General features: G+C 30.5%; 15 protein-coding genes. 3 read left to right on the top strand and 12 right to left on the bottom strand.

Translation table 11 applies throughout. From position 1 onward, the window contains the following. Nucleotides 1-19: 19 nt before the first annotated feature. Nucleotides 20-184: a UPF0236 family transposase-like protein gene (locus AC5EAH_RS06365; RefSeq protein WP_493493938.1), complete on the bottom strand. Its 165-nt coding sequence runs from the start codon at nt 182-184 to the stop codon at nt 20-22. Between the two features lie 164 nt (nt 185-348). On the opposite strand from AC5EAH_RS06365, the gene clpP reads away from it, so the two are divergent. Continuing rightward, entirely contained in the window at nt 349-933 is a 585-nt protein-coding gene (clpP, locus tag AC5EAH_RS06360; RefSeq protein ID WP_493493937.1) for an ATP-dependent Clp endopeptidase proteolytic subunit ClpP, read from the top strand. A gap of 47 nt (nt 934-980) precedes the next feature. Here clpP and whiA read toward each other — a convergent pair whose 3' ends face one another. Then, the gene (gene whiA, locus AC5EAH_RS06355) at nt 981-1937 is read right to left on the bottom strand and encodes a DNA-binding protein WhiA (RefSeq protein WP_493493936.1); all 957 of its coding nucleotides are present in this window, start codon (nt 1935-1937) and stop codon (nt 981-983) included. An 86-nt stretch (nt 1938-2023) separates the two neighbouring features. Further along, the gene (locus tag AC5EAH_RS06350) at nt 2024-2785 is read right to left on the bottom strand and encodes an exodeoxyribonuclease III (RefSeq protein ID WP_493493935.1); all 762 of its coding nucleotides are present in this window, start codon (nt 2783-2785) and stop codon (nt 2024-2026) included. A 123-nt stretch (nt 2786-2908) separates the two neighbouring features. On the opposite strand from AC5EAH_RS06350, the gene AC5EAH_RS06345 reads away from it, so the two are divergent. Beyond that, entirely contained in the window at nt 2909-4231 is a 1323-nt protein-coding gene (locus tag AC5EAH_RS06345) for an FAD-dependent oxidoreductase (protein WP_493493934.1), read from the top strand. Nucleotides 4232-4266: 35 nt separating this feature from the next. Here the strand turns inward: AC5EAH_RS06345 and AC5EAH_RS06340 are convergent, their stop codons facing one another. From AC5EAH_RS06340 to AC5EAH_RS06305, 8 genes are all read right to left on the bottom strand, one after another. Next, nucleotides 4267-4581, bottom strand: a complete 315-nt coding sequence (locus tag AC5EAH_RS06340) for a winged helix-turn-helix transcriptional regulator (protein ID WP_493493933.1) — start codon at nt 4579-4581, stop codon at nt 4267-4269. Nucleotides 4582-4603: 22 nt separating this feature from the next. Further along, nucleotides 4604-6079 carry a threonine synthase gene (gene thrC / locus AC5EAH_RS06335; protein WP_493493932.1) on the bottom strand — a complete coding sequence of 492 codons (1476 nt, stop codon included), beginning with the start codon at nt 6077-6079 and terminating at the stop codon, nt 4604-4606. A 5-nt stretch (nt 6080-6084) separates the two neighbouring features. Continuing rightward, nucleotides 6085-6756: a 2-C-methyl-D-erythritol 4-phosphate cytidylyltransferase gene (gene ispD / locus AC5EAH_RS06330; RefSeq protein ID WP_493493931.1), complete on the bottom strand. Its 672-nt coding sequence runs from the start codon at nt 6754-6756 to the stop codon at nt 6085-6087. Between the two features lie 85 nt (nt 6757-6841). Then, nucleotides 6842-8230 carry a Na+/H+ antiporter NhaC gene (gene nhaC / locus AC5EAH_RS06325; RefSeq protein ID WP_493493930.1) on the bottom strand — a complete coding sequence of 463 codons (1389 nt, stop codon included), beginning with the start codon at nt 8228-8230 and terminating at the stop codon, nt 6842-6844. 561 nt (nt 8231-8791) lie between these two features. Then, nucleotides 8792-8905 carry a putative holin-like toxin gene (locus AC5EAH_RS06320; RefSeq protein ID WP_493493929.1) on the bottom strand — a complete coding sequence of 38 codons (114 nt, stop codon included), beginning with the start codon at nt 8903-8905 and terminating at the stop codon, nt 8792-8794. 412 nt (nt 8906-9317) lie between these two features. Next, the gene (locus AC5EAH_RS06315) at nt 9318-9758 is read right to left on the bottom strand and encodes a hypothetical protein (protein WP_493493928.1); all 441 of its coding nucleotides are present in this window, start codon (nt 9756-9758) and stop codon (nt 9318-9320) included. Then, nucleotides 9751-10227, bottom strand: coding sequence for a hypothetical protein (locus tag AC5EAH_RS06310; protein ID WP_493493927.1), 477 nt, complete (start codon nt 10225-10227; stop codon nt 9751-9753). Before AC5EAH_RS06310 ends, AC5EAH_RS06315 begins: the two co-directional genes overlap by 8 nt. Before the next feature lie 11 nt (nt 10228-10238). Next, nucleotides 10239-11159: a LysM peptidoglycan-binding domain-containing protein gene (locus AC5EAH_RS06305; protein WP_493493926.1), complete on the bottom strand. Its 921-nt coding sequence runs from the start codon at nt 11157-11159 to the stop codon at nt 10239-10241. A 265-nt stretch (nt 11160-11424) separates the two neighbouring features. Here AC5EAH_RS06305 and AC5EAH_RS06300 point away from each other — a divergent pair, with 265 nt between their 5' ends. Then, complete coding sequence (locus AC5EAH_RS06300; RefSeq protein ID WP_493493925.1) at nt 11425-11787, top strand: hypothetical protein; 363 nt, start codon at nt 11425-11427, stop codon at nt 11785-11787. 22 nt (nt 11788-11809) lie between these two features. Here AC5EAH_RS06300 and abc-f read toward each other — a convergent pair whose 3' ends face one another. Further along, nucleotides 11810-13288: a ribosomal protection-like ABC-F family protein gene (abc-f, locus tag AC5EAH_RS06295; RefSeq protein ID WP_493493924.1), complete on the bottom strand. Its 1479-nt coding sequence runs from the start codon at nt 13286-13288 to the stop codon at nt 11810-11812. Nucleotides 13289-13415: the final 127 nt, after the last annotated feature.

Here is a 13415-nt window from a genome sequence, read left to right as displayed (position 1 = left end):
GACCAACAATAACTTTACACTAACATTTATTTTTTATTGCTTTGTTAGTATGGAATTGATCTAATACAAATAATGTCTTACCTAGTAACACTTCTAAGCCTTGTTTTATCCAACTTGCACCATCTCCTGATAAATAGATTTTCTCTATTTTATCTATCTCATAGTTTGATAAACTATACTCCAAAATTCATCACTACATCTTTTATAACATCCTGTATAATATCTTTTGTTTTTTAATTCTTTTCTATTTTTACCAACAATCACTTTACACTATCTAACAATCTCACATATTTGCTTATCATTATTAAAATATATATAATAAAACTAAAAGTATTTAGGAGGCGTAACATGCATTTAATTCCAACAGTAATTGAACAAACAAGTCAAGGTGAACGTGCTTATGATATTTATTCACGTTTATTAAAAGACCGTATTATTATTTTAGGTAGTGCCATTGATGATAATGTGGCTAATTCTATCGTGTCACAATTATTATTTTTACAAGCACAAGATGCTGAAAAAGATATTTACTTATACATTAACTCACCTGGTGGTAGTGTGACGGCTGGTATGGCAATTTATGATACGATGCAACATATTAAACCTGATGTTGTCACAATTTGTATGGGTATGGCGGCATCAATGGGCTCATTTTTATTAACGGCTGGTGCTAAAGGTAAACGTTATGCTTTACCGAATGCTGAAGTGATGATTCATCAACCATTAGGTGGTGCACAAGGTCAAGCCACTGAAATTGAAATTGCTGCACGCCATATTTTAAAAATCCGAGAAAAATTAAATACAATTTTATCACAACGTACAGGTCAACCTATTGAAGTCATTGAACGTGATACTGAACGTGATAATTATATGTCTGCCGAAGAAGCGAAAGCTTATGGCTTAATTGATGATGTCATGCATCCAGAACATTAATCATTAAAAAAGTATAAAATCAAAGCCTCAACTTTGATTTTATACTTTTATTTTTTCTTAGGTGGGATATAGCTACCTTCTCTAATTTTATCAGCAATCTCATCAATCTTTCTTAAACGGTGATTAATCCCTGATTTTGATATAGGCCCTGTCGATAACATTTCTCCTAATTCTTTTAAAGAAGCATCATCATGCTTAATGCGTAATTTAGCAATTTCTACTAGCTTGTCTGGCAAGGCATCTAAGCCAACTTCTTGTTGTATATACTTAATATTATCAATTTGACGACCTGCTGCATTAACTGTTTTATTTAGATTCGCCGTTTCACAATTCACTAAACGATTAACAGAATTACGAATATCACGTACGATACGTACATCTTCAAATTTAAATAATGATTGATGGGCACCAATTAAATTTAAAAATTCTGCAATTTTTTCTGATTCTTTCATGTAAGAAATATAACCTTTTTTACGCTCTAACATTTTAGCATTTAATTCATAATCATTTAGTAATGCTGTTAAATCATGACTATGCTCTTCATATAAAGAAAAAATTTCTAAATGATATGATGACGTTTCAGGATTATTAACAGAGCCTGCTGCTAAAAAGGCACCACGTAAATAAGCACGTTTCATTTCATCTGTTGCAACTAATGATTGATCAATATGATGTAGTAAACTATGATAATCTCCCATAATTTTTAAATCTCTTAAAATATGAGTGACATCTTGTCTTACACGACAAATATAAACATTATTCTTTTTCAAACGCATTTTTTTACGTACTAATAATTCTGAATGTACTTGATAAAGTTCTCTTAGCAAAGAATAAATATGGCGAATAATAGAAGCATTTTCTGTTTGTAAATCTAATACCCACTGTTGACTGCTAATTGATAGTGAACCCAACATATGAATTAGTGCACTTAGTTCTGATTTGGCTTCTTCTTTAGTTAAATCTACTTGTGTTAGTTCTTTTTTAGTATCTGAAGCAAATGACATTGATTCACATCCTTTCCACAATAAAGCTGGAACTTACGTTCCAGCTTTTTTATACTGTTTCACATGAAACTTTTATATGATTGCTATTATAACAAAATTAATTCTACAGGACAATGGTCAGAACCTATAATATCATCACGAATAATCACGTCTTGAATCTCACCACTTAATTGTTGTGACATAATAAAATAATCTATACGCCATCCGATATTACGTTCTCGTGCTTTATTCATATAACTCCACCATGTATACGCACCTACTTGCTCTGGATATTGATAACGAAAAGCATCAATATAATTTTGTGCTAATATATTAGACATTTTAGTACGTTCTTCAATCGTAAAACCAGCATTTTTCGTATTTGATTTAGGATTGGCTAAATCTATTGCTTGATGTGCCACATTTAAATCACCACAAAAAATAACAGGTTTAATCGCATTTAATTGATTAATATAGGCTAAAAAATCATCTTCCCATTGTTCACGATAAGCTAAACGTGTTAAATCTCTTTTAGCATTAGGCGTATAAACGGTCACTAAATAATAATTATCAAATTCAGCTGTAATGACACGTCCTTCTTGGTCATGTTCTTCAATATTCAAACCATAAGTGACGGATATAGGTGCTATGTTAGTAAAAATTGCTGTGCCTGAATAACCTTTTTTAACAGCTGAACACCAGTAGGCTTGATAGCCATATTGACTAAAATCAAAATCAACTTGATCTGGTTGTGCTTTAGTTTCTTGCAAGCATAAAATATCTGGTTGTGCTGTTTCTATATAATTTTGCAACGCACCTTTATTCAAAACCGAACGAATACCGTTCACATTCCATGTTGTAATTTTCATATTATCCCTCTTATTCTTTTTATTTATTTTAACATAGTTTCTTTTAACTAGTTACTAAAAAGTACCTAATTGATAACTAGAATAATGAGTTTTATAATAAAATAAAAAAAGAGAGGTTATATTATGAAAACTTATCAAAATATTATTATTGGATTCGGTAAAGGTGGTAAAACTTTAGCTAAGCAATTCGCACAACAAGGTGAAAAAACATTATTAATTGAAAAATCACCACAAATGTATGGTGGTACTTGTATTAATGTAGGTTGTATTCCTTCAAAATCATTAATTACTCAAGCAGAAAAACATTATGATTTTACAACTGCAATGATGAATAAAAATAATTTAATTAGTAATTTGAGAGATAAAAACTTTCATATGCTTGCTGACGACAGTAATATTGATGTTTGGACAGCAACTGCAAAGTTCAAAAATAATGATACATTAATAGCTACTTTTTTAAATGGTGATACAACTGAAGTAACTGGTCAGCGTATTTTTATTAATACAGGTGCTACACCTGTCATACCCCCTATTCAAGGTGCTAAAGTTACTTCACGTATTTTAACATCAGAAGAAGCGTTAGCACAACATCATCGTCCTGAATCTTTAACGATTATTGGCAGTGGTTATATTGGTTTAGAATTTGCTTCAATGTATGCACAGTTTGGTACAAAAGTGACGATTATTGATCGACATGAATCATTTATTCCTAGAGAAGATCAAGAAATAGCGGCAATAATAAAAAACGACTTAGAACATAGTGGTATCGAATTTAAACTAGGTGTTCAAAATTTACAATTACAAGAAACAGCAAATAAAGTTTCAGTTATTTTTAATGATAATGAAGTAATAGAAAGTGACCTTGTTTTGCTTGCCACTGGACGTCAACCCAATACACAACATCTTGGTTTAGAAAATACTGATATTCAATTAGCAGATAATGGTGCAATTATTGTTGATTCATATTTAAAAACTACTGTACCTAATATTTGGGCTATTGGAGATGTGAAAGGTGGTTTACAATTTACTTATATTTCACTAGATGATAGTAAAATTATTGCTGATCAACTTTTTGGCAATAGTCAACGTACTATCGATAATCGTCCAATCGTACCTTATACTGTTTTCTTAACGCCAGCCTTATCTGTTGTCGGTATTAATGAAGATCAAGCTAAGCAACAACAACTCAATTATAAAGTATTTAAGTTGCCTGTCGCAAACATTCCTAAAGCTAACATTTTAGGAGATCCTCGTGGTTTATTTAAAGTAATTGTTGATAAAAACACACAATATATTTTAGGTGCTACATTATATGGGGTTGAATCTCAAGAATTAATTAATATCATTACTTTAGCTATGCAAATGCAAACACCTTATACAGTACTTAAAAATCAAATTTATACACATCCAACAATGACAGAAGCGTTTAATGACTTATTCAAATAAAACGAAGCGACTAGTAAACTAGTCGCTTTATTTTATTACTCACATTTTAAATTTTTCATTCCCCATGCTTTCATCTGTGCAACAATATGAAATAAATGTTGCCCTTTTTCAGTCAATTGATAGTATGAATAAACTTGATTATTCTCTGTTATTTTATAATTTTCAACAATTTGTTGTAACTCTAACATCGTTAATTGTTGTTTTAACATTTTAGAACTACTTCCTGCTAACTTTCTTGATAGCTCTCCAAATCGACACGGTTGAATATACAATTGTTCAATAATTTGAGGTATCCATTTCTTACCTAATAATTTAGCTAGTTCCTCAGCTGGGCATTCAACACTTGACATGGCTCTATTCTCACACCTCTTACTAATTTAAAATATTTAAAATACTTTGTTTCATGTTTTCAACTTCTACTACTGTATGATGTAAAATTTCAGCATCGATAATAGAAGTTACAGCTGCTGGTACAGGCACTTGAGATAAGCGTTGAATCGTTTCAATTAATTCAAAATCATGTTCATCATTCACGGTTTCAACCGCTTCAACGACACTGCGTGGGAATTTATACGGGCTAGCTGTTGAAACAATCACCATTGGCGTCATATCTTGTGTTTGTTGCTGATACTTTTTAGCAACATGAGCTGCCACTGCCGTATGTGGATCCATTAAATAATGATGTGTTGTTAATTGATCAGCAATTTCTTGTGCTGTCTGTGCTTCCGTTGCAAAATCAGCATAATAATCTTGTAGTGCTGCGTGCATTTCCTGAGAAATATGATAATGCCCCTCATCTACTAATTGTTGCATTAAATGAGCTGTGATTTGCGTATCTTCTTGTGCTAATTGATACACTAAACGCTCTAAATTACTAGATACTAAAATATCCATTGATGGTGATGACGTCACAACAAATGGACGTTGTTTATCATAAATACCTTTATTAAAGAAATCAACTAAAACATTATTGTCATTTGAAGCACAAATTAATTTATTAATCGGCACGCCGATTTGTTTCGCATAATGTGCAGCTAAAATATTACCAAAATTACCAGTTGGCACGGTAATATTTATTTTATCACCCACTTGAATTGCTTGTTGCTTAATTAACTGTGCATAAGTATACACATAATAAACAATTTGTGGTACAAGTCGTCCAATATTAATTGAATTGGCAGAAGAAAATTGATAACCACGTGATTTTAATAATGTCGCTAATTCTTGATCCGCAAATAAATTTTTTACCATTGTTTGTGCATCATCGAAATTACCTTTTATTGCCACAACATGCGTATTATTGCCTTTTTGCGTAATCATTTGACGTTCTTGGATTTGGCTCACACCATCTTTAGGATAAAACACGATAATTTGAGTATTGTCGACATCAGCAAAACCTGCCATCGCAGCTTTACCAGTATCACCTGAAGTCGCTGTTAAAATCACAATTTTTTCAGTTAAATTATTCTTCTCGGCTGCTACTGTCATTAAATAAGGTAAGATTGATAAAGCCATATCTTTAAAAGCAATGGTATTACCATGGAATAACTCTAAAATATATTGTGATCCCACTTGTTTAATCGGTGCAATTTCTTCTGTATCAAATTTATCATCGTAAGCTGATTTAACACAATAAGCAATTTCTTCTGCTGTATAATCTGTTAAAAATTGAGATAAAATTAATTCAGCAATTTGTTGATAACTTTGTTGGCTTAATTGTTGCCAATCAAAAGTCATTTTTGGCAATTCATTAGGTACAAATAAACCACCGTCTTGTGCAATCCCTTGTAATATAGCTTGTGATGCTGTTAATTGTTGTTGTTTATCTCTTGTACTTGTATAAAACATTATTTTTACCTCTCTAATTGTTGTAAAATACGCTCTGCTAATAACATATCTTCCAGTGTTGTTATTTTTATATTATGATAATCTCCATTAATAATCATAACTGGATGACCATATTGCTCTACGATAGATGCATCATCCGTTATAACATCACTAATTATAACACTCGCATTCGCTTGCTTTAATAAATTAGTTTCAAATGCTTGCGGTGTTTGTGCCGCATATAATATTGAACGATTCGGTGTTTGATTAATTTGCTGATTTGTTACGACTTTAATAGTATCTTTGACAGGTACTGCCAAAATCACAGCTTGTTGTTGCTTCACTTGTTGATATAAATTAGTTAAATAATGCTGTGTTATAAAAGGTCTTGCAGCATCATGCACCATAACATAAGGTGCATCTACACTATCTAAAGCAGTTTTAACTGTTGCTTGGCGACTATCTCCACCTGCTGTATAGATCAGTGGTGTTTTAACATCTGATAAAATGGCTTCAAACTGTGCCTGTTCTGTTGGTTGACAAGCAATAATAATTTTAGAACAATGAACATCTTGATCAAATGCACGTACCGTCCACCAAATCATTGGATGTTCAGCTATAGTTAATAGCACTTTATTAATGGTTTGCTGCATACGGCTACCTTTGCCAGCAGCGGGAATAATTACTTGATATGTCATACTTACTCCTTTACATACTTAATAAGTATAGTTTAACAAAATGACCATGCAATTCATAGACTGCATGGTCATTTTTATTAAATTTCTATTTTACAGAAGTTTTTGTTAACGTTAAACCTGTTAACCCAAATACGACTGTTAATAATAAACTCACATAACAAAATATCGCAAAAGGTAAGTAAGTTAACACAGATACACCTAAAGTACTGGCGATAAATGTACCACAAACACTCCACGGTACTAATGGATTAATTACCGTTCCAGCATCCTCTAATGTTCTTGATAAATTTTTAGGATGTAAATGTAATTTATCATATACGGGTTTAAATGTTTTACCTGCTAATAAAATACTTAAGTATTGTTCACCTACCACATAGTTGATACCTACAGCTGTTAATGCGACACACATCGTCGCACGTGATGTCGTTGTTAATAACTTAGCCATACGTTCTAATAATGTTGGAATAATACCTAAACCAAATAATAACCCCCCTAAACTTAAAGCTAAAATCACGACAGATAATGTAAAGAACATACTTGAAATACCACCACGTGCAATTAAAGATTCAATCGTTTGAGGTAAATTATCCATTTTAAACCCACTAAAGAAAAATCCTGATAATTGTTCAAGCGTATATGATGCATGACAGTAAGTTAAACCAATACTCACAAATGTTGTAATCGCCATAGAAATTACTGCATCAATTTTCATCACTGCTAAGATAATTAAAATAACTAAAGGAATAATCGCATACCAATGTACTAAATTTGTCGCTAAAATATCTTGTCGAAATTGTGCCACACCATTAATATTTTGTTGAGTGTCACTTAAAGCAATCACACCGTAAAAAATACTAGATAAAATAAATGCCGGCACTGTTGTGTACATCATATTACGAATATGTTCAAATAAATCTACACCAACAATACTTGCAGCAATACTTGTTGTATCAGATAATGGCGACATTTTATCACCAAAAAAAGCACCTGATACAATTGCACCTGCAGTAATGGCTAAACTCGCATCTAAAGCTTGTGCCATAGCAATTAAAGCTACACCTACTGTTGCTACTGTTGTTAAACTGCTCCCAATGGTAATACCAATAATGGCTGTTAATAAAAACGCTGATAAATAAAATACTTTGGGTGAAATAACACCTAATCCATAGTAAATTAATGTTGGTATGGTACCACTCATCATTAATGCTGAAATTAAAATACCAATAAAGAAAAATAAATAGATTGCACCCATACTTGTTGTAACTGAATTAATCATACTGGCTTGTAATTGCTTGTAAGGTACTTTAACAATCATACCGTAAAAAATTAAAAATAATATAGATAATAATATCGGAATATGTGGTGCCACCCCAGGCACGAAAATCATCATTCCACCTAAAATCATCAAAATGATTAAACTTAAACCTAATGCTTCAGTAAATGAAGCACGTCTCAAACTTGTAAAATCAATCATATTTTACCTCCTTTTCACTTTCGTGCTTTTGTGCGTTAAAGTAATATAGTGATTATTATAAAGCATGGTTTTATAAAAGTAAAGAGGAAATATGAAAAAATCGTCTTGATTGTTAACATTTTAAATATAGAAAAATTTATAGCTACCCTCATATGACGATTAAACTGAACAAAAAATTAAATACAAAAGTATGCATTAATTAAAAAACAACAGGACTAATTTTCTTAGCCACGTTGCTTAAATTAATTATTTACTTCTATTAAACATATATAAATCTAATTCTTCTGGATTACATTTTCTTACAGACATCTCCATATCCTTATAACCTACTTTATTTATTATATGGGATATGTACGGCTGGTCTGTCATCATCTAAGTTAATAAGCATTATCGAAAGTTATTGAGTGGTTTTTTGTTTTTTCATTGCATAAATGCAGTTAATCAGTTATTATTAAAATATAAGAAGGACAGCGCTAACTGTCCCCAAAGCGAGCCGTTTAAGACGGTGGCTTAAGTTGTGATTATAAAAATAACCGTTAACTATGCCAAAGTTACAGACGGTTATTTTTTATTGTCTTTGTCGTGATGATTGATTAACGCAATAATGACAATGATTAACGTTAGGATAAACGAACCAAAGCCAAGCATTAGCGTTAAAGCCTCATAGACTGACACTAAAGGCTACTCCTTTCTTTAGAATGTTGATAATGGTTTTATATTCCATATCGACCACCCCCAAATTACAGATTAGCCACCGCCTTATTAACTTCTCACTGATAATATTATATATTAAATAAACTGAAAGTAAAACTCCATTTAATTGAATAAGTACTTTTAATAGTAATTTTTCTATCAAAACACGCTCTTTTATAAGAGTATTGTATTACTTGATGTATGAAGGATATAAGATATCTGAGAAACTATCTAAAAAACTGGATAAACCTAAGGTATTACCATTAATCTCTAGTGAGCAAATTCTAACTTTATAATCCTTATTTTTTATTTTAAGACATATTCACTTTTAATTGCTTATGTAAATATATCAATGTCCTAGAAAGACTTGGTTAATCTTTCTAGGACTGTTTAATTACTTATTTCTATTTAACATATATAAATCTAATTCCTCTAGATTACATTGTCTTACAGACATCTCTTTAAAAGTAATGGTCATTCTTAAAGCATTGAAATTAAAATAAATTTGTAACAGACGACTATCGAATTCAGAAATGTGAACATCTCCATATTCTTTATATGCATCTGTATTAATCACTTCTTCTAAATTTGCAATATCTTTATTCAATACATCTCTAACAGGTTGCCCTGTGTAAACAACTTTATCAAACGCACTTGTCGTATAAATTACGCGCCCTATCATTTCTAACTTTACTTCCCAACAAATTTGTTTTTGTTTTTCCCAGAAATAAAGATTAATTTCATCTAACATGTGATTAAATTTAATATCTAAAATGTCTACGTCGTGAATATCCATCACTCTTAATGTTTCATATGTTTTAAGTACTTTATCCATGCTTATTCTCCTTTATTTTATGACCATATTCGTCAAAACTATTATCAACCTTGTATAAATCTAAATTTTGTATGAAATCTAATTTTAAAGATATTTTGCGAAAGACGATAGATAGGTAGAGTGGTGTTGAATAGAAAAAATATAATTGAAATGATGTATCATCATATTCTGTTAGTATTAATTTTTGTCCCTCATGAAAATGTCTTAAATGAAATTTACTATCATCTCTCTCAAAAGTACTATAAGCATCATCTCTCATAAAATTTCCTTCTATATCTTTTACTTCTATATCTGTTCGACATATCGCATGACCAATACCTTCTAATTTCAATTCCCAACAAGTGTTTGTTGTTTCCTTAATGTATAAACAAATTTCATCTAACATATGATTAAATTTGATGTCTAATAAATCTGCATCATAATAGTGCATTTTATCTAACATACGTTGGTATTCTTGAAGTTTATTCATGGTAACCTCCTTTATTTATTATATGGAATATGTGCTGCTGGACTATCATCATCTACAATATTTCCATTAATATCTAATGAGTTCCTCTGATTATCATAAATATGAATATGAGGATACTTTGTTGTACTATCTGGTGGATCAATTCTAACTTTATAATCTTTACCTTGACGTGTTGGTTTAATATGTACTATTTCCCCTTCTTCCATTATTACCTCATGATAAAACCAACCTTCTGGCATTAATGCTTTCATTTCTTCTGGTGTTAAGTTAACAATCTCTTTAGGCGTTAACTGCGTGATATTTCTACCTGCAAAAAGCGATTTAACCTTTGCTTTTAGTTTATCAAAAGCACCATTTTTTTCCAAGTAAAATCCTGTACCACCTGCTGCTACTTTTCCTAATTTATCATTATTATTATTGTTGTTGTTATTATCTGATTGACTTGGCGTGTGATTAGAAGAGCTATTAGAAGTTGCGGATTTATCTTTAACTTTCAAATAATGTCCTGTTATAATTGTATCACTTGTCAATCCATTAATCTTTTTCAATTCAGCAACAGTCATATCATATTGGCGTGATAAACTATATAATGTATTACCTTGCTGAATTTGAATGGTTTTTGTTGGATAAGGTACGGTACTATTAATCACATATTGTTGCACGATTGGATTATTTAAGAATAAAACTTTACCAATCGTTAATGTATTGGATGTCAGTTTATTCCAACTTTTCAAATCTTCTACAGTTACATTGTTCATTTTTGCTAAACTGTATAATGTCATGCCTTGTGCAACTGTTATAGTTTTATTACCTTTATTATCAGTAGTAATTTTAGCATTTGCTATAACTTCTTTAGCAATATCTGCTGCATTTTTTTGAGATAACGGCTGTGTAATTAATTGTTGCCCTGGATAAATCGTATTACTTACCAAATTATTTAATTGTTTTAAAGTTTCAACAGTTACCTGAATTTAAATGTAAATATGTAGTTTATAGTATAAAATTTAAAAATATTGATGTAGAATTAAAAAAGGTGTTGTTAGACGTATTTTTTAGATATAAATATTAACTTTTTTAATTTATTTGATAAAATAATTTTGTCAGAAGAAATGTTATTACCCACTCCATAAAAAATAATTAGATTAAATACCCATACTACTTCTCACTGATTTTAATAAAGAAAGGACATCGTCTACAATGAATATTGAACAATATGAAAAACAAAAAATACAAGAAATGCTCGATAGTTATGAATTAATAAAAAGTGCATTCGGTGAAATTTGCGACTATTTAAAAACAGATGACATACGTTATATCTCTCCAAGTGCTTTATGTATGGATTTAGGCATTACTTTCGATGAAAGTAATCAATTAATATTACTCATACTTCAATTAGAAAAACAACCTGACACTTTTAATTTTGATAATGTTAGACAATTAGCAATTAAAAAAGTCCCTAGGTTAGAATCAATGCGTGACCACGTATTTATCAACTTCATTAATTCTATCTCTTTACATTATTCTTCTAAGAAATATACTTTAAATCACAACAAGACTTGACAGTAATTGTCAAGTCTTGTAATTATAATTCAATGCTTTTTGTGGCAATATTATTTGCAAATTGTTTATCGTGTTCTACAAATATAATAGTTGCATTGGCATGGAGTAAAATCTCTTCTATTTGAATTCTTGAAGTAATATCAATATAGTTTAAAGGTTCATCCCAGATAAATAAATGAGAAGGTTGGGCTAAACTAATGGCAATTAATACTTTCTTTTTTTGTCCGTCACTATAATGACTCATATCCGTATCAAATAAAGCTCTTGAAAATCCTAATTTTCTAAGTATCGTTTTACATAATGTTTCATCTACTTCTTGTGCTTGAATATAAGTTGTTAAATGACCTATTAATGTTGAAGTATCTTGTGGCATGTAACTTATTTTTAAATCATTGGTACTCATTAACTCACCTGTATATTGACTATGTTGCCCCAATAAAATTTTTAACAATGTTGTTTTACCACAACCATTCGCACCACTTACTGCAATTCTTTCGCCCTGTTTCACCTCAAAAGTAAGATGATTTAATAACTCACACTCATCATAGTTAGCAACTAAATTATTAACTCTAATTAATGTGTCTTTAGGACATTTAAGTGTTTGTAATTTTAATGTTTCTTTAGTTTCAAGATCTTTTAATAATTGCTGTTTTTCTTCAATAGCCCTATTTTGTCTTCGTTCTAAGTTTTTAGATTTTTTCATCATTTTAGCAGCTAAATGACCAATACGCCCTTTATCTGGTTTGGCACCCGATATTTTTGTTCCAATTTTACTTTTCTCTACTTCATCAGACCACTGTTTACTTTGTTGAGCAGCTGTTTTTAATCGTTTAATATCTTTTTTCAACCTATTATTTTCTGCAAGTTCAAATTGCTCTTGTTTTAATTTATTCGCATACCAAGAACTGAAATTACCTGCTTGTACATCAATTGAATGACGATTAATCGCAATAACATGATCAATACAACTATCTAAAAAATGTCGATCATGCGAAATTAACATGAAACCTTGTTTATTTTTTAAATACTGACTCACAATTTGTCGTCCTTCAAAATCTAAATGATTGGTCGGTTCATCAATTAACAAAAAATCATATTCATTAGTAAATAACATCGCCAGTAGTATTTTAGTTTGCTCTCCTTTAGACAATGTATTAAAAGGTCGATACACTAATTCAATATCTATATTTAATAAATTGAGTTCTTTAAATAATTGCCATTCTTCACAGTTGGGCATATTGTTATAAAATAACTCAATACCACTCAATGTATCATCAGCGATATTAGGTGGGAACTTCATACAATTGACACTTTTATCGATGATACCTTGATAATTTTCTTGCCCTAATAATAATTTAAATAGTGTTGATTTACCTCTACCATTACTCCCAATTAACCCGCTTCGCCAACGACTATCAAATGAAAAAGATACATCATCAAAGACAGCATTTAAATAACCATAATAAGAAAATGATAAATGTTCAATTTTAATTAATGACATATAAATCCCTCCTAATTGAGCTAGTATAATTTAATCTTACCGCAATGCAAACGCTTTTTCAAGAAGTGCCTCATTCATCTCTAAGCTATAAGATTAACAATCCACATCGCTGATATTGAGTATTTAT

It is taken from the genome of Staphylococcus sp. B1(2026) (assembly GCF_058895785.1).
This window is presented reverse-complemented; position numbering and strand designations above follow the sequence as displayed.